Below are 17294 nucleotides of genomic sequence, written 5' to 3'. Positions count from 1 at the left end.
CAATTAGGCTGGCGGCCTGACGCCGCGCCCTCCGGCAAACACGCTCAAGCCCGATAAATGGCCAGGGCAGATGACGCCACTCAACACTCAACAGCACTGACCGCCAGGCCACCGCGCGAGGTTTCCTTGTACTTGTCGTGCATGTCGGCACCGGTGTCGCGCATGGTGCGGATGACTCGATCCAGCGAGATAAAGTGCTGACCGTCGCCACGCAAGGCCAACTGCGCGGCGTTGATCGCCTTCACAGCAGCAATCGCGTTGCGCTCGATGCACGGCACCTGCACCAGCCCGCCGACCGGGTCACAGGTCAGCCCGAGGTTATGCTCCAGGCCGATCTCGGCGGCATTTGCCAGTTGCTCCGGGGTGGCACCGAGGATCTCCGCCAGCCCGGCCGCCGCCATCGCGCAGGCCGAACCGACTTCGCCCTGGCAGCCGACTTCGGCGCCGGAGATCGAGGCGTTCTTCTTGCACAGAATGCCCACCGCCGCCGCTGCCAGCAGGTAGTCGACCACATCAGCCTCGCTCACCGCCGGGCTGAAACGCACGTAGTAATGCAGCACCGCCGGAATGATCCCCGCCGCGCCATTGGTTGGCGCGGTGACCATGCGCCCACCGGCGGCGTTTTCTTCGTTGACCGCCAGGGCGAACAGGTTGACCCACTCCATACCGCTGAGGGTCGAGCCGATCACGTTGGGTTTGCTCATTTCCTGCAGGCTGCGGTGCAACTTGGCCGCGCGGCGCTTGACGTTGAGCCCGCCGGGCAGGATGCCTTCATGCTTGAGCCCTTGCTCGACGCAATCGCGCATGGCCTGCCACAGGCGCATCAGGCCGCTGCGAATTTCTGCTTCGCTGCGCCAGACCTTTTCGTTGGCCATCATCAGTTCGGACACCCGCAGGCCATGCGCCTTGCACAAGCGCAGCAACTCGTCGCCGCTGGCGAAGTTGTAAGGCAACTGGCTGCGATCCTGATCCAGCTGGCCACTGGCCGCCTGCTCGGCGTCGACCACAAAGCCGCCACCGACCGAATAATAGGTGCCGCTGCTCAACTCGTGGCCGTCGACCGCGTAGGCCGTCAGGGTCATGGCATTGGGGTGATAAGGCAGGTTTTCGTCGAGCAGCAGCATGTCGCGCTGCCAGTCGAAGGCAACCGGCAAGCGTCCATCGAGCTGCAGGGTGCCACTGCTGCGCAAGGCTTCGATGCGCGGGGCAATGGTCGCGGGGTCGATCTGGTCGGGCCACTCGCCCATCAACCCCATGATCACTGCGGTATCACTACCGTGACCGATGCCGGTGGCGGACAGCGAACCGTACAGGCGCACTTCCACACGCTGTACCCGCTCGAGTAAGTGACGTTCGCGCAGGCCGCCGGTGAACAGCGCAGCGGCGCGCATGGGGCCGACTGTATGGGAGCTAGATGGGCCAATACCGATCTTAAACAGGTCAAACACACTTATTGCCATAGCCGACTCCTCAACCATTGTCGCGCCATAGGCGCCTAGTTTTGAGGATTGTCTGTCGCTACAAGGCTATAAAGCTGTCTAACTTCGACCCAAAATTGTTCGCAGAGCACAATTTTTGACAGACACAAAAATCACCCGCGCACGCGCTACCGGCGGACACATCAAGGCGTACAGAGTCTGCAGGCGGCTAGCCGCACGGCCCGCTGTGATCACCTATTACGCAGGTCATCCCAGCCGTTCAGGCCGTTACGGCCTCGCCCTGTTTCCAGCAACCAAAACCGCTCTTGCTGATTTAGCTTTCGGCCATTTGCGTCACGCTATACGCTACTGCAGGCTTTCAAACGCCCGCACTAGGGCCTTGCTCAGGTCGACGATGGAGAATTTAGTCAGCACGTCGTTGGCACCGACTGCCTTGGCTTTTTCGGTGTTCATGGTGCTGTCGAGCGAGGTGTGCAGCAGCACATAAGTCTGTCCAATATCAGACATCTTGCGCACGGTGCGGACCAAGTCGTAGCCGTCCATTTCCGGCATTTCGATATCCGACACCAGCACCTCGATCGGTTGCCCGGCAACATATTGCGCTTGCAGCAACTCAAGGGCCGCTGCGGCGCTGCGCACCATCTGGCAATCCAGCTGCAACTTGCGCAGGGTAATTGTGGTTTGCTGCAGCGCCACATGGGAGTCATCCACGACCAAGACGCGACGGCCTTTTAGCAGCGCACGCTGACGCTCGGACAACAAGTGCTCGTCGAGTTCTTCGATAACCACCGGCGCGAGTTCGTGCAGCACTTTCTCGATATCGAGAATCTGCACAATCTTGCCGTCAATTTGCGTGACCCCAGTAATAAAAGCTTTGCTGCCAGAGCCGGCCGGCGGTGGACGCACATCGCGGGTGGAGCACTGCACGATGCGCTCTACGCTTTGCACATGCAGGCCCTGACGTGAGCGACTGAGCTCAGTGACAATCAGGCAGCCATCATTGCTGCCGGGAACACCATGCTCGCCGATGGCCTTGCCCAGGTCGATTACCGTCAACGCCGAGCCCCGCAGCGTGGTCACGCCACGCACATGCGGATGCCGACTGGGCAGCTTGGTCAGCGTCGGGCATGGAATGATTTCCTGAACCTTGAGCAGGTTGATCCCCAGTAAACGGCCGCTGTGCAAACGGAACAGCAGCAACGACAAGGCGTCTCCATGCACCATGCTCATCAATCTTTATCCTTCAATAAATCATTGGCCCGCGCGCACCATGGACATCAGGCGCTACGCAGAAATTCGACAATCTCATCGGCCTCAAATGGCCAGTTCAACTCAGCCCCGGTATCGCAGCGGCGCAGCACTGGGATACGCAGCGCGTATGCCTCGACGATTTGCTCATGCTCAGCAATATCGATCAATTCGACCAGCAGGCCATTCTCGACAAACGGCATCAGCAACGCTTCCGCCACCTCGCAGAGGTGGCAGCCAAGCGTACCGAACAGTTGGCATTCCGGGAGCATTTGCACACCTCCATAAACGACTGGACGGGCAGTTTAGCACCGCCCTAGGTTCAGGCACCCGTGGACTTACTACTGTCTAGCGCGGGGTTACCCAGGTTTTGCAGGCCTTCAAGCAAGCGACTATTGAGCTGCTCGGCCTTGTCCAGGCGAGCACTGTCAAAACGCTCATCCAGCGAGAAACCGCCTTTAAGCAGATCCAGCAGGCTGGTCTTGCCGGTGCCTGCTTCAACCACCTGGTTGACGTTGCGCAGGGCGTCGAGCAGACCCTGGGCGTAATCAATTAGCGAATTATTAACCGCGCTGGCGGCCTGCCCGCCTTCTTGCGCCACCGAACTGTAGGCATCGGTGGCCTGACGCACAGTGGTCTGCGTGAGCCGCAGGGACATGGACGCCAACTGCTCACCATCCATTTCCAGCGCCATGGCTCGGTCAAAGGCCCCGGACAGGTCGCCGGCATAGAACTTATTGGACAACGCCTGCACCTGGCCGAAGAGCTGCTCCAGCGCGCCGCGCTCCTCGTCATCCAACTCACCGTCAACGCTGACCTGCCACGCGCCGATCTGCAGGTTGCCGGACTGGTTGCTGGCAACCATCGAACTGCCGTTGCCATTACTGCTCGCCACTACGCTACTTTGCGACCAGTTGGCCGAAGCCTGGGCGATGGAGATACGTAGGCGATCACCGTCGCGGGTGGTGACCGACATCTCGAAGGTTTGCGCTTGAGCGGCAAAGCGTTCGCTATAAGCCGCAACGCTGGCTGAGCCCTCAACCGCAGCAGCATCGGGATTAAAGCGCTGGTTCAGGCCACTGAAGCCGTCCTGAATGTTCTGGTAGGTGCTGTCGATATCGGCTGCCACTTTGCCTTGCAGCACGCCCATGCCATCAAGGATCTTGCGCGCCTCGGCAAAGCCCTTTTCAACCCCATCACGGGCCTGATCGAGGAGCTTTTGCAGTTTGCCGCTATCGGCGCCGGCAGCTTGCTCGCTTTGCAGGCGCTGCTCGATAAACCCGAGAATGCGCCCGGCGACTTTCTCCGGGCTGAAGTCGTTGGCCTTACCGGCCAGCGCGCCGGGCTCAAGACCCAGACGTTCGGCCAGACGATTAGCTAGCGTTGCTTGAGCATCAGGCACATTGCGGATAACCGGCTGAGCAGTGACGGAAGACGGGCGCGAGGCTGACGATAAGTTAGCGGCCAGAGGGTTCATGGCAAAATACCTAGGCGGTGTATTAATAGGTTGGCGGCCCGACGCAGTGAAACTTTAACCGCGCCACGGCTAATCCGATCAACGGCGCGCCACGCAGGCTAGAGCGCCTGCAAAGGCCGCAAGCGGCTCACCAAACCCTACCCAGCCACCCGCACCGACCAAAGTCTAAAGGCCAAGCACCAACGCCCATGCTTTATTTCGCCTCGCTGGAACAGATCGGGCACACGTCGACCCGAACACACGAGGAGCTAACAATAATGACCCACACTCCACTTGCTCGCGCTGTGGCACTCGCCGCACTGGGCACCTGCCTCACCCTGCCATCGCTGGCTCAGGCAGAATTTATCAAAGACAGCAAAGCGACCCTTGAGGCACGTAACTTCTACTTCAACCGCGACTTCCGCGAAGGCGCTGGTGCGGCCAAAAGTGAAGAGTGGGCGCAGGGTTTTATTCTTCGGGCTGATTCTGGCTACACCGAAGGCACCGTCGGTTTTGGTCTCGATGCCATTGGCATGCTTGGTTTCAAACTTGACTCTGGCGACGGCACCGCAGGCAGCGGCCTGCTGACTCCTGACATCTCCTCAAAAGGCTCTCAGGATTATTCCTCGGACTTGGCCGTTGCCGCTAAGGCCAAAGTGTCCAATAGCACCCTGCGCGTCGGCAGTATGCAGTTCAAGAACATGGCCATCGGCTCCAGCGACAGTCGCTTGACCCCGCAAGTATTTAGCGGCGGCCAACTGATCTCTCAGGAAATCGACGGCCTGACACTGGATGCCGGACGTATCCGGGAAGTGAACGACCGTAACTCGGGTGATTTCCAAGACCTGTCCATGACCACCAGCATCAATGCCAACACTGGTGCGCTTGGAACGCGCGGGATCCGCGTGACGGGCGGGAACAAGACAGATGCGTTCACGTTCCTCGGCGGCACTTACAAGCTCACCCCCAACCTGACCGGCGCTTATTACTACTCCAACCTGGAGGACATGTATAAGCAGAACTCCTTCAACTTGGTTCATGTCCTGCCATTGGCAGACAAGCAGACCCTGAAGACAGATCTGCGCTACGCGCGCTCCACCGATGACGGGCGCAGCAATATCGATAACAAAGCGCTGGGCGCCATGATCACCTACGGTATCGAGGGGCACAGCTTCGGCCTGGGTTACCAGAAGATGAGCGGCGACACCGGCTTTGCCTATATCAATGGCACTGACCCGTTCTTGGTCAACTATGTACAAATTGGTGATTTTTCCAACAAAGATGAGCAGTCCTGGCAAGCACGCTACGACTTCAACTTTGCCAGCATAGGCATTCCCGGCCTGACCTTTATGACTCGTTTCTTGAGCGGCGATAACATCGACCGTGGTAGCAACGTTTCTGAGGGTAAGGAGCGTGAGCGCAACACCGAGTTGATGTATGTATTCCAAGAAGGTGCGCTAAAGAATCTGGGTGTGCGCTGGCGCAACGCGACAATGCGTAACAACTTCGGTCGCGATATTGACGAAAACCGTCTGATCGTCAGCTACACCCTGCCGCTGCTCTAAGCCTCATTTATTTGCGGCCGCACTAAAAAGGCCCGGACATTTGTGCGGGCCTTTTGTATTACTCCGTAGCCATCAGTCCTGGCTGGTCGAACCGATCTTGTGCACCGAGAGGTCGGCGCCGTAGTACTCCTGCTCCTGGCTCAAGCGGATACCAACGCTGTGTTTCAGCACACCGTACACCAGCAGGCCGCCAATCAAGGCCACCAGCACGCCCAGCGCGGTGCCGATAAACTGGCTGATCATGCTAACGCCACCGAGGCCGCCCAATGCCTGCTGACCAAAAATGCCGCACGCAATGCCGCCCCAGACGCCGCACAGACCATGCAGCGGCCACACGCCAAGCACGTCGTCGATCTTCCACTTCACCTGAGTTGCGGTAAATGCCCAGACAAACAGCGCACCAGCAATAGCGCCGGTGGCCAGAGCGCCGACTGGGTGCATCAAATCAGAACCGGCACACACCGCCACCAGACCGGCCAGCGGGCCGTTGTGCAGAAAGCCTGGGTCATTGCGCCCGACCAACAACGCCGCCACGGTGCCACCGACCATCGCCATCAACGTGTTGACGGCTACCAGACCGCTGACGCTGCCGAGGGTCTGCGCACTCATCACGTTAAAGCCAAACCAGCCGATGATCAGAATCCACGAACCGAGGGCGAGAAACGGGATGTTCGACGGCGCAAACGCCACCAGACGACCGTCGCGATAACGCCCATCACGCTGGCCCAACAGAATCACCGCGCCAAACGCCAGCCAGCCACCCATCGCATGCACCACCACCGAGCCGGCGAAGTCATGGAAGGCGGCACCAAACTGCGCTTCCAGCCAAGCCTGCACGCCGTAATTGCCATTCCAGATCATCCCCTCGAAGAACGGGTAGATAACGGCCACGACCAGCACCGTCGCACACAGCTGCGGGCCGAATTTGGCGCGTTCGGCGATGCCACCGGAAATAATCGCCGGGATGGCCGCCGCGAAGGTCAGCAGAAAGAAGAACTTCACCAGGCCGTAGCCATTTCCCTCAGTCAGCACACTGGCCGGCTCAAGGAACGTCACGCCGTAAGCGACCCAATAACCAACAAAGAAATACGCCAGGGCCGACACCGCAAAATCGGAGATGATCTTCGACAAAGCATTGACCTGGTTCTTCTGCCGCACGGTGCCGACTTCAAGAAAGGCAAAGCCGGCATGCATGGCCAACACCATCACCGCGCCGAGCAGAATAAACAGGGTATTGGAGCCGTGAATCAGGGTTTCTACAGCACTGTTAATGTTTTCCATCTGCGAAGAGAACTCCGTAGCGGGGAAAAAGCACCAAAGCGGATCACCAAGCGATAAATGCGCACCAGATAGCAGCATTAATCCTCATCCACTCTGCCAACGCCGGGCCTACACAGCACCACATGAGTGCTACCTAGACCTGACCTCGATGTACTTATTCCATAGTTATTAATAAGTTAGTGGTGCACCACGGCGTCCCGGCCAAAACCCTTGCAGCGCTATAAAAGAGCATATAAACAAGAGTGCGCACCAAGGTAATGCAAGTGCTATACCAGTCGTTACTGAAACCGCAGCTGCCGCACGCTGAAGAAAAAAGGAACCACTGCTCTACAAGGTACTCGAACCCCCTACACTGCTCTGTAAGAAAAGGAGAGACACCATGGCCCGTAAGACACCCGCCTCGTCAAGCCAAGATCAGTTACTCGAAGAATTCCAGGCACTGGTACGCGACACCGAAAGTTTGCTCCAGCATTCCGCCAGCCTCGCAGGTGAGCAAGCCGAGGAATTACGCGAGCAGATCCGCAGCAGCTTAGGCCGTGCACGCGGCACCCTGCATAATGCCGAAGACGCCCTGCATGCACGCGGTAAAGCCGCCCTTGAAGCCACCGAGGGCTATGTGCAGACTCACCCTTGGCAAACCCTCGGCGTTGCTGCCGCTATCGGCTTACTGCTGGGCATGCTGATCTCCCGACGCTAAAGAGAACCTCAATGGATGCAGCCCCACCTACCCCGTCAAGTCGCGGCAGTTCGCCACGGCGCTTTGCCAGCGCCTTGCTGGGGTTACTACAAGGTCATATCGCGCTGTTTGCTGAGGAACTCAAAGAGCAGCAAAGCCACACCCTCAGCCTGCTGGTGTTAACCAGTTTAGCCCTGCTGTTTGGCCTACTGCTGATCATCGGCCTGTCAGCGGCGCTGTTGATTGCCTTCTGGGAAAGCCATCGCCTGTTGGTTATCAGCGGTCTGTGCGCCTTCTATGCACTGGGCCTGTTAAGCGCCTCGATTGCACTGCTGCAGCGTATACGCAACGCGCCAGCACCTTTCAGCGCCAGCCTTGAAGAGCTGGCCCGCGACCGTGAGCAACTGCTGCCATGAATACCCACGAGCTACCCGCCAAAGCTTCGCGCCGCGAGCTGCGCAAAACCTTGCTGCGTATGCGCCTGGAAATGCATCGCCAGGAACTGCGCCACGAAACCCTGGTGATGCTGCAACCGCTGCGCCAAGCGCAGCATTTACGCAAGCACTGGCGCGAAGAACTGGGCAACAGCAATGCACCGTTTTGGGTCGCAGGCAGTGCGCTGTTGATGGCCACCGTGGGCATTCGCCGTGGCCATTGGCGACGCTGGCTGCGTATCGCGCTGATCGCCTTCCCGCTGCTCAGACGCAACCCGCCACGTCATGCAGATGCCCCTCAAGGTCCAGATACTGAGCGTTGATCTAGCCACTGCGATAACGACGCACGGCCGCTATTCAAGAGTGCTGCGGCGGGCTCTCTGCACGTAATCTGCTCGACTCACACAGCCTACTCACAGGCTCACGCATAACAGCTAGGCTGAATACACAGACCTCTAATGGGAGGTGGGTCGTATGCCCGCTGCAGTGTTGCCACGTTGGCCGCTCTATTGGCTGGTATTGCTGGTGGCTAATCAGAGCCAAGGGCAAACGCCAGTGACTTACGGCGATCTCGCACCGATTTTGCACAGCCGCTGCGTACTGTGCCATGCCGGCCCACAACCACCGCTGGATCTGGCCCTGGATAGCTTGGAACACTTGCTGAGCGGCAGCCGCCGCGGGCCTATCGTCAAGCCGGGTGATGCAGAGGGCAGTGAGCTGATCCAACGCCTAAAAGGCAGCAGCCTGCCGCGCATGCCCATGACCGGCCCGCCGTACCTTGGCGATGAACAAATCGAGCTATTCGAGCGCTGGATCAACGACGGCCTGCAACCAGGCCCAACAATCTCGCCAGCCACCACGCCAGCTCGCCCTGCTGCCGGTGAGCCGGTTAACTACAGCCATGTTGAGCCTCTGTTCACCTTACGTTGCGCCAAGTGCCATTCGGCCTCCGGGCTGCTCGGCTCTGCGCCGGAAGGTTACATACTGGCGTCTTACGCCGAGGTTATCCGCAGTGACGAACGCGCCCGCGTGGTTCCGGGTGCACCGGAGGCCAGCGAACTGGTGCGACGCATACGCGGTCAAGCACGGCCGCGCATGCCGCATGACGGCCCGCCGTTTTTCGATGACGAAGACATCGCGTTGATCGTGGCCTGGGTTCAACAAGGTGCCAGGGACGCACAGGGCATTCCCGCCGTATTGCCCGCCGGCAGCAAAGTGCGCCTGCATGGCACACTCGAGCCGAACTGGACACTGGATGGACTGCCGCTACAGCTCAGCCCCGCCACACGCATTGATAACGCCCCGCAGCCTGGCGACTACGTGCAAGTACGCGGCCGTACCCAGCGTGACGGCACGCTTAGCGTTGAGCGTATCCGGCCACGCTGACAGCTGCGCCCAAGCGGCTTGAGCACTCACTGTGCGCCGCAGCCGCAAGCGTGGCGAGCCTTACTCTAAACAACCACTGATTGGCGAAATGCCGTGTGCACCATGGCCATGTCCACATGGTTGATGGTACTCAGAATCTGCTCGGGCGTGGTCAAGGTCGGTGCCATCGTCCAGCGATCAAAGGCATCATTACCCACCCGCAGCATGCCGGTGTGGTTGGCATCGTTGAAGTCCACCAACGGATCCGGATCGTAAAAACCCAGACGATAGCGCACGAGGTCAATATCCTCGCGGGCGCCGGTGAGGAACACCCAACCCGGCTCGATATGATGCCGCGCCACGTACTCGCGCAAACGCTCCGGAGTATCCAGCTCAGGCTGCAGCGAAATCGAGTACATAAACACATCACGCCCCACCCGCTCGCCGAGCATTTTCTGCACCAGGCGCAAATTCGCCGTACTCGCCGGGCAGCTGCGTTCACACTGGGAGTACATCATATTGAAGGTCACCACCTTGCCGCGAATCAGGTCGTCATAGAACTTCACGGGCTGACCTTCGTGGGTGTACAGCGTGACATTGGGGAAATTTTTAGTCCCTGCCGAACTGCGCACGATTGCTTGTGGTGCATCACTGCCACGGTGCCATGCCGCCACACCCAGCGCGGCCACACCCAGGCCCATGCCTGCCAGTAATTTTCTTCGCGTACTCATCGAACACCCTCCTGCATTTCTTCAACCGCCTGCGCAGCGTCCATCAGACAATGTCCCAGCGCAGCATCATCGAGTGATCCTCATGGATGAGGTTGTGGCAGTGCATCACGTACTTGCCCTTGTAATCACGAAACCGCAGCAACACCCGGATGGTCGTGCGCCCGTTGACCACAAACACATCCTTACGGCCGCGCTCATGCGCAGGAATCACCACGTTTCGGCCATCGGTGGTCTTGCTTAAAATCCGGCCCTCCTCGAAGTGGATGTGAATCGGGTGATCCCAACCATTATCGACGCTCGACAACTCCCAAATTTCCATACTGCCGAGGGGGATTTGCGCGCGCGGCACGTTGACATCGACGAACTGACCATTGATCGCCCACATGTTTTGCCGGCGATCAAAGTTAAAGCGCCGTACCGGCAACGCCGCCAATTGCGCGGTCGTCGGCAAGGGACGCAGTGGACGCAGAAAGCTCGGCACCTGGCTCAGGTCCTGCTCGGGCGGCTCGCGATTGACCACGATTTTAAGCACGCGCTCACCCGGAGCGACCACCCGATCAGGACGCCGAGTGTCATCTGCAACGTGTGTCAGGCGGTTAACCACGTAAAGCTCGGTGCCCACCGGATAACGGGAAAAATCCACCACAATATCGCCCCGTTCAGCCACGCCTAAACGCACGGAGGTCTGGTTGAGTAGCGGTCTTTCCAGCAGGTTGCCGTCATTGGCGATGTAGGTGAACGGCTGAATCACATTGTTCGGCCGCACCAAATAAAATTGGTAGAAGCGACTCGGACCTTCGTTAAGCAGACGCAAACGGTACTTACGCCGCGCCACGCGCAGTATTGGTTCAATCTTGCCGTTGACCACGACTTTGTCGCCGAGCACACCGTCCGGGTTGACTTGGTCGTAATAGAGTATGCCGTTCGCATCAAAACGCCGATCGGCAAAACCCAACGGATAATCGTAAGGATGGCTGGGTAAGCGCAGCGCACTGGGGCTAGGATCGCGCTCATCACCTGAATCCAGCTCATCAAACAGGCAGTAGAAACCGACCAGCCCGCGGACAATATTCGGCGCAGTGAAGTCGGTGGTGTGGTCATGGTAAAACAGCGTACCCAAGGCCTCACGGTAGTCACCAATGCCATTTTGCATTTCGTCATAGCCGGCATAGATGTTCGAGTAGAGATGGTCTTTGAAGCCTCCGGGTGCTGTCAGCGTGGGGCCAGCCTTGGTGGCGCTGTAATAGTCACCGGGGAAGCCGTCACTTTCCGAACCGCAGTGCAGGTTATGCAGGTGGGTGGAAATTTCCGGGCTACCAAAGCCAACATGATTGGCCGGTAAATCGTTGTATATCCGGCACAGAACCGGATGACCGTAATGGGCAAACACCACAGGGCTAAGAATGCTCAAGTCCGGCTCTTTAGCCTGATAGGTCCACACAGATTGCGCCGGGTAGGACGGACTGAACACCCAGTTTTCACGCTGCGCGGCGTGCAGCTCGTAGGGCTCGGCCCTGGCGGCGAATTCACTCCAACGCTGATGTGGCAAACGCCCAGCTTCACCACCGGCGAGGTTCGCGATCCCGGTGGGTGGTGGATCTAAGGGGCTGGCGTCCAGCACGCTAATAACATCAGGCAGAAACTCCTGCCAAGGCACAGTCGGCGGGCTGGCCGGCACTGCCGCAACACTTTTCCCGGGCGTTAGCAGTAATGGCGCAGCTATCAGGGCGGCGCTGCCCTTAAGAAAATTACGCCGCGACTGCTGCTCCGCTGCATCGCTATCGGTCGACGCCTCCGGCCGCTGCTCTGCGGGTGTCACCAAGAATGAAGTCTTCATAAATATCCACCTCCCCGGCTCCCGGCTCGCCACCCTTCTGCGGTATTACTTCGACAGATTCACGGGTAACAAACGTGCGCCGTATGCTGAGCACAACATCAATAGCGAACGCTCAAGACAGACTTCACAGCCAGGCCTCAAAGCGAGAGCGCCGCGCGCAGTTTCAGCGGATAGGTGGTCCATGCGAGTGCAACAACGCACCAAGCAGAGGAAACAACAGGGATGCTCGGCGTCTCATCGAGTCAGTAGACATAATGTTCTCCCTAGCGATACCACTTAAACCGAACTCAGAGCGCTCCCCCACACACTGAGCCCATCAGCTTTCAAGCTCCTACTGTTGTAACTAAAGTACCAAGTACGAAGAATGTCAATTAACCGTCAAATAGCCTGATAAACGGAATTTAATGTTTTAGGTTACTGATTTTAATGAACATTATTTAAACGAAATCGATAAAACCCGAAGCCTATCGACATGCGCTACTCGCGCCAGCGCACTGAGCTGCACGCCACCCCATCGCTGTCACCGCCAGGCTTCTAGCACAAGGCTTGCAGCCAGCCGCATGAACACCGAAGCTAGACCCCTATTCAGTGATGCCATGGTGAGGATTAGCTTTGGATTGGCCAACCCTGCTCAACCGCGAACGACTCGGCAAACCAACGCACAGTGCCGATGAATTGGGCCGCACGCCCTTCCACAAAGACCATGACCGCATCATCTTCTCGGGTGCCTTCCGCCGCCTGGGGCGTAAGACCCAGGTGCACCCGGTGTCCAGCAATGACCACATCCACACCCGCCTGACCCATTCTCTGGAAGTCAGCTGCGTAGGCCGCTCCCTCGGCATGCGCGTCGGTGAAATGATCCGTGGCGCGTTGCCCGGCTGGTGCGAGCCAAGCGACCTGGGCATGGTCGTGCAATCGGCCTGCCTGGCCCACGACATCGGCAACCCGCCGTTTGGTCATTCCGGCGAAGACGCCATTCGCCACTGGTTTCAGCAGGCCGCCGGGCGCGGCTGGCTGGACGACATGAGCGCAACCGAACGCGGGGACTTTCTCAGCTTCGAGGGCAATGCCCAAGGCTTTCGCGTGCTCACCCAGCTGGAATACCACCAATTCGACGGCGGTACTCGGTTGACTTACGCGACGCTGGGCACCTACCTGAAATACCCCTGGACCGCACGCCACGCCGAAGCATTGGGCTACAAAAAGCACAAATTCGGCTGCTACCAAAGCGAGCTGCCACTGCTTGAGCAAATCGCCAGCAAGCTGGGCCTGCCGCAGCTGGAAGAACAGCGCTGGGCGCGCCATCCACTGGTGTACCTGATGGAGGCCGCGGACGACATCTGCTACGGCCTGATCGACCTGGAAGACGGCCTGGAAATGGAGCTGCTGGAGTACCGCGAAGTTGAAGCGCTGCTGCTCGATCTGGTCGGCGATGACCTACCGGAAACCTACCGCCAGCTCGGCCCCGATGACTCCAAGCGGCGCAAGCTGGCGATCCTGCGCGGCAAAGCCATCGAACACCTGACCAATGCCGCCGCCGAAGCCTTTGTCGAGCAGCAGGACGCCCTGCTTGCCGGCACCTTGCACGGTGACCTGGTCGAGCACATGCACGGCACCGCCAAGCACTGCGTGCAGAGCGCCAAGGACATGGCCCGGCAGAAAATCTTCCAGGACAAGCGCAAAACGCTGCACGAAATCGGCGCCTACACCACCCTGGAAATTCTGCTTAACGCCTTCTGTGGCGCGGCTCTTGAGCAACATGGTGGGCGCACGCCGTCCTTCAAAAACCGGCGCATCCTCGACCTGCTGGGCAATAACGCCCCCGATCCACACTGGCCGTTGTACAGGTCATTTTTGCGCATGATCGACTTTATCGCTGGCATGACTGACAGCTACGCTACTGAAATGGCCCGCGAGATGACGGGCCGTTCAAGCCCGGTATAAGCCATGAGCAGCCTATTGCGACAAACCTTTAACTGGCATGCAGGCCCGCCCGCCTGGGGGCCAGCGGTGGTTGCGGGCCTGGGTTGCGCACTGCCCTTGCTGCTCGGGCTGTTTAGCGCGCACCCAGGCTTTCTCTGGGCTTCGGCGGGGGCTTTTCAGGCTGCGCAGGCCAACCCACTGCATCGCCTTGGCATGCTGCGCATGCTCATGCTCTGCGGCCTGGGCGCCTGCAGCGCGGGCCTGGGCTTTTGGTCGGCCAGCCACCCACATGCCAGCTTTCTGATCTTCGCGCTGTTCGGTTTTCTCCTGGCCTGGTTGCAACGCTTTGGCAGTGAGGCCGGCAAGCTGGGCATCGGCCTGGCCATCTGCTTGTGTCTGGGTCAAGGCCAGCAAGGCCTCGGCACCCTGAACAACCCCTACGCCATCGCCATGCTGTTTATCCTCGGCGGCCTCTGGGTCATGCTCCTGGCCTTCGGCCTACGCGGCATGCATGGCCTGCGTATGTGGCCGTACATGCCGCGCTTTATCAGCATCTTCAAGGTACTCAGGCGTCACGCCAAACGCCTGCCACAACAGAAATGGCGCCTGCATGCGCTGGGCTGCACCTTGGCATTCGCCCTTTCCGGGCTGATCGTCAACCTGGCAGAACTGCACCGCGGCTACTGGCTGACGATCACCGTGGTCACCACCTTGCAACTGGAGTTTCAAGGCAGTCTGGTGCGTGCCGTACAATCAATCCTCGCCAGCCTGGGAGCCGCAGCATTGTTGATCCTGCTAGGCCACAGCTTGCAGGACCCAGGGCTGATGGTGCTGACCCTGTTGCCGCTGATCGCCCTCAGCCGCGCCCTGCAGGCCAATCACTACGGACTGTTTGTGCTGCAGACCAGCGTATGTTTTGTGTTGCTGGCAGAAAGCCTGGCACATGACTGGCAGCTGCCGCAGGTGCGGTTGTTCAACAGTCTGATCGGCGTGGTGCTGGCCTTACTGGTGGCACTGATGGTGTATGGCCTGGAGCGCTGGCTGGAGCACCGACAGCTGCTGAAAAAGCTCAGCACCCGCTGACCCTAGCAGAACCACCTGACGCCACAGATACAACAGTCACCACTACGCCGAGGGCTTTGTGCGCCGAGAGCAAATTGAGCAGATCGATGAGGCCGCGCTGCTGGCCAAGGCGAGCTTGGGTGGCTAACGGGAATATTGCGAGGGGAGAGGAAACAGCAGCGGGACATGCGCGATGCATGCCCCGCTTAGAGCATCAAGCCTGATTAAGCTGATTGTCTGGGTACCAGACATCAAGCAGCGGGCTGGCGGTGAACTCCACCAACTCGTCACGGCCTTTGAGCCAGGCTTCAACGGCAGCGCGCTGCTCTTCGTTGACCGAGCCACGCTTGGCCAGGCAGACCAGGCCGAAGTCATCGCCGCCAACATAGCCAAGACCGTTAGCGGTCATGGCGTCACGCAGGAACTCCTCAAGGAAAGTATCGATGGCTGCATCAGCCAGATCTTCCTTGAAGGTCAGGTTCAGCTCAAAACCCAGCTCCTGGAATTCATCCACGCAGAGTTTTTTGCGCAGGCGGCGGGAACGGTTAGTAGCCATGGAACAATCCTCAAAAGTGATAACGCGCGGCACTCTAGCAGTTTCGCCGCTTGTACGCCCGCCTCAAAGACGGCAGGTCATCAAACGGCCTGTAAAAAAGCCCTGCTACTGGCAATAACGGCCACTGCGCCAGCCCGCTCTTCGGGCATAATTGCCAACTTTATCCCAACCCGCGATGGGAGCCCTTTACTTGTCTCGCGTCATCTTTTTTCCCTCAGCTGGAGGGTAGCCACCCATGATCAAAACCCTGCGCCGCCTGGCCATCGCCGGCCTGCTCCTGCCTGTTTGCCTACCGCTGGCAGCGGCCAACAACGGCTTGTCGAACAAGGTTCAACAAGCGTTGAAAGTTAACAAGATCAGCAGCCAGTCACTGTCAGTGGTGACCATCCCACTCAACGGCCCGGGCAGCAGCACCTTTTTCAATGCCGATATTTCCGTCAACCCAGCCTCGACCATGAAGCTGGTGACCACCTATGCGGCGCTCGAACTGCTCGGCCCAACTCACCAGTGGAAGACCGAGTTCTTCACCGACGGCCAACTGAAAAACGGCGTGCTTAACGGCAACCTGTACCTCAAGGGCGGCGGCGACCCCAAGCTGAACATGGAAAAGCTCTGGCTGCTGATGCGCGACTTGCGCGCCAATGGTGTGCTGCAGGTCAACGGTGACCTGGTGCTCGACCGTAGCCACTTTGTGCAACCACAACTGCCGAGTTTCAATGACGACGGCGGCGACGCCAATAAGCCTTACCTGGTGACGCCCGACTCGCTGCTGGTCAACCTCAAGGCCTTACGCTTTATTGCCCGCACCGAGGGCGGCAAAGTCCTCATTGCCGCTGAACCGCCGATTGCCAATATCCGCATCGATAACCGCGTCAAAGCCCTGCCCGCAGCCAAGTGCCCGGGCTGGCCGGATGTGCGCTACAACCCAGTGACCGAGTTCGACGGCACCACGGTGATTGTCAGCGGCCAACTGGCCGAAGGCTGCAGCTCGCAAACCTACCTGTCGCTGCTCGACCATCCGAGCTACGCCGCTGGCGCGATCCGCGCCATCTGGCAAGAACTGGGTGGCAGCATCATAGGCAAGGACCGCCTCGCCCCGGTGCCGGAGAAAGCCCGCCTGTTGGCTCGCACTTTCTCCCCGGACCTGACCGAGATCATCCGCGACATCAACAAGTACAGTAACAACACCATGGCCCGGCAGCTGTTTCTCAGCATCGGCGCGAAGTTTCGCAACAGCGCCGACCAAGACGACAGCAAAGCGGCGCAACGGGTGATTCGCAGCTGGTTGGCGCGCAAAGGACTGACCGCGCCGCACTTGGTGATGGAGAACGGCTCCGGGCTGTCGCGCGCCGAGCGGGTCAGCGCGCGGGAAATGGCAGCGCTATTACAGGCCGCCTGGAAGAGCCCCTACGCCGCCGAATTCATGGCCTCGCTGCCGCTGGTGGCAATGGACGGCACCATGCGTAAACGCCTGCACCGCACACCACTGGTGGGTGAGGCGCGGATCAAGACCGGTACGTTGAACAACGTGCGCGCCATTGCAGGCTTCAGCCGCGACAGCAACGGCAAAAGTTGGGCGGTGGTGGCGATTCTCAACGACCCACGCCCGTGGGGCGCCTCGTCGATCCTCGACCAGGTGCTGCTGGATTTGTATAAGCAGCCCAAGCTCAGCGCGCAGCGCTGAGCCACCCTACGCCGCACCACCTACAGCTGTTGCGGCG

The 17294-nt window shown here is 59.4% G+C and carries 16 protein-coding genes; 8 read left to right on the top strand and 8 right to left on the bottom strand.

Annotated elements, in window-relative coordinates:
* Positions 1 to 80: 80 nt before the first annotated feature.
* The 4 genes from Q0V31_RS12605 to Q0V31_RS12590 form a co-directional block, all read right to left on the bottom strand.
* Complete coding sequence (locus Q0V31_RS12605) at positions 81 to 1460, bottom strand: L-serine ammonia-lyase (RefSeq protein WP_298188125.1); 1380 nt, start codon at positions 1458 to 1460, stop codon at positions 81 to 83.
* A 324-nt stretch (positions 1461 to 1784) separates the two neighbouring features.
* Positions 1785 to 2669, bottom strand: a complete 885-nt coding sequence (locus Q0V31_RS12600; RefSeq protein WP_298188124.1) for a chemotaxis protein — start codon at positions 2667 to 2669, stop codon at positions 1785 to 1787.
* A gap of 47 nt (positions 2670 to 2716) precedes the next feature.
* On the bottom strand, positions 2717 to 2959 hold the full coding sequence (locus Q0V31_RS12595; protein WP_298188123.1) for a glutaredoxin family protein: 243 nt from the start codon (positions 2957 to 2959) through the stop codon (positions 2717 to 2719).
* Between the two features lie 50 nt (positions 2960 to 3009).
* Positions 3010 to 4164 carry a DUF5610 domain-containing protein gene (locus tag Q0V31_RS12590; RefSeq protein WP_298188122.1) on the bottom strand — a complete coding sequence of 385 codons (1155 nt, stop codon included), beginning with the start codon at positions 4162 to 4164 and terminating at the stop codon, positions 3010 to 3012.
* A gap of 257 nt (positions 4165 to 4421) precedes the next feature.
* Here Q0V31_RS12590 and Q0V31_RS12585 point away from each other — a divergent pair, with 257 nt between their 5' ends.
* Positions 4422 to 5708: an OprD family porin gene (locus Q0V31_RS12585; RefSeq protein ID WP_298188121.1), complete on the top strand. Its 1287-nt coding sequence runs from the start codon at positions 4422 to 4424 to the stop codon at positions 5706 to 5708.
* A gap of 72 nt (positions 5709 to 5780) precedes the next feature.
* Here the strand turns inward: Q0V31_RS12585 and Q0V31_RS12580 are convergent, their stop codons facing one another.
* Positions 5781 to 6989: an ammonium transporter gene (locus Q0V31_RS12580; protein WP_298188120.1), complete on the bottom strand. Its 1209-nt coding sequence runs from the start codon at positions 6987 to 6989 to the stop codon at positions 5781 to 5783.
* 379 nt (positions 6990 to 7368) lie between these two features.
* On the opposite strand from Q0V31_RS12580, the gene Q0V31_RS12575 reads away from it, so the two are divergent.
* The 4 genes from Q0V31_RS12575 to Q0V31_RS12560 all read left to right on the top strand — a co-directional run bounded on the left by Q0V31_RS12575 (position 7369) and on the right by Q0V31_RS12560 (position 9485).
* Complete coding sequence (locus Q0V31_RS12575; RefSeq protein ID WP_298188119.1) at positions 7369 to 7686, top strand: DUF883 family protein; 318 nt, start codon at positions 7369 to 7371, stop codon at positions 7684 to 7686.
* An 11-nt stretch (positions 7687 to 7697) separates the two neighbouring features.
* Positions 7698 to 8081 carry a phage holin family protein gene (locus Q0V31_RS12570; protein WP_298188118.1) on the top strand — a complete coding sequence of 128 codons (384 nt, stop codon included), beginning with the start codon at positions 7698 to 7700 and terminating at the stop codon, positions 8079 to 8081.
* Positions 8078 to 8422: a hypothetical protein gene (locus tag Q0V31_RS12565; protein WP_298188117.1), complete on the top strand. Its 345-nt coding sequence runs from the start codon at positions 8078 to 8080 to the stop codon at positions 8420 to 8422. Before Q0V31_RS12570 ends, Q0V31_RS12565 begins: the two co-directional genes overlap by 4 nt.
* Positions 8423 to 8573: 151 nt before the next feature.
* A complete protein-coding gene (locus Q0V31_RS12560; protein ID WP_298188116.1) occupies positions 8574 to 9485 on the top strand; it encodes a c-type cytochrome domain-containing protein in 912 nt (303 codons plus the stop codon).
* A 65-nt stretch (positions 9486 to 9550) separates the two neighbouring features.
* On the opposite strand, the gene Q0V31_RS12555 is transcribed toward Q0V31_RS12560, so the two are convergent.
* Positions 9551 to 10195, bottom strand: coding sequence for an SCO family protein (locus Q0V31_RS12555; protein ID WP_298188115.1), 645 nt, complete (start codon positions 10193 to 10195; stop codon positions 9551 to 9553).
* A gap of 43 nt (positions 10196 to 10238) precedes the next feature.
* The gene (locus Q0V31_RS12550; protein WP_298188114.1) at positions 10239 to 12032 is read right to left on the bottom strand and encodes a multicopper oxidase domain-containing protein; all 1794 of its coding nucleotides are present in this window, start codon (positions 12030 to 12032) and stop codon (positions 10239 to 10241) included.
* Between the two features lie 612 nt (positions 12033 to 12644).
* Here Q0V31_RS12550 and Q0V31_RS12545 point away from each other — a divergent pair.
* Both Q0V31_RS12545 and Q0V31_RS12540 read left to right on the top strand, forming a co-directional pair.
* Positions 12645 to 13976: a deoxyguanosinetriphosphate triphosphohydrolase gene (locus Q0V31_RS12545; protein ID WP_298188113.1), complete on the top strand. Its 1332-nt coding sequence runs from the start codon at positions 12645 to 12647 to the stop codon at positions 13974 to 13976.
* A gap of 3 nt (positions 13977 to 13979) precedes the next feature.
* A complete protein-coding gene (locus tag Q0V31_RS12540; RefSeq protein ID WP_298188112.1) occupies positions 13980 to 15038 on the top strand; it encodes an FUSC family protein in 1059 nt (352 codons plus the stop codon).
* Positions 15039 to 15231: 193 nt separating this feature from the next.
* Here the strand turns inward: Q0V31_RS12540 and Q0V31_RS12535 are convergent, their stop codons facing one another.
* On the bottom strand, positions 15232 to 15573 hold the full coding sequence (locus Q0V31_RS12535; protein WP_298188111.1) for a YggL family protein: 342 nt from the start codon (positions 15571 to 15573) through the stop codon (positions 15232 to 15234).
* Positions 15574 to 15808: 235 nt separating this feature from the next.
* On the opposite strand from Q0V31_RS12535, the gene dacB reads away from it, so the two are divergent.
* Positions 15809 to 17257 carry a D-alanyl-D-alanine carboxypeptidase/D-alanyl-D-alanine-endopeptidase gene (dacB, locus tag Q0V31_RS12530; RefSeq protein ID WP_298188110.1) on the top strand — a complete coding sequence of 483 codons (1449 nt, stop codon included), beginning with the start codon at positions 15809 to 15811 and terminating at the stop codon, positions 17255 to 17257.
* Positions 17258 to 17294: the final 37 nt, after the last annotated feature.

It is taken from the genome of uncultured Pseudomonas sp. (genome assembly GCF_943846705.1).
Classification (GTDB): domain Bacteria; phylum Pseudomonadota; class Gammaproteobacteria; order Pseudomonadales; family Pseudomonadaceae; genus Aquipseudomonas.
The sequence above is the reverse complement of the archived record's forward strand: the minus strand, read 5'-3'. Positions and strand labels throughout refer to the sequence as shown.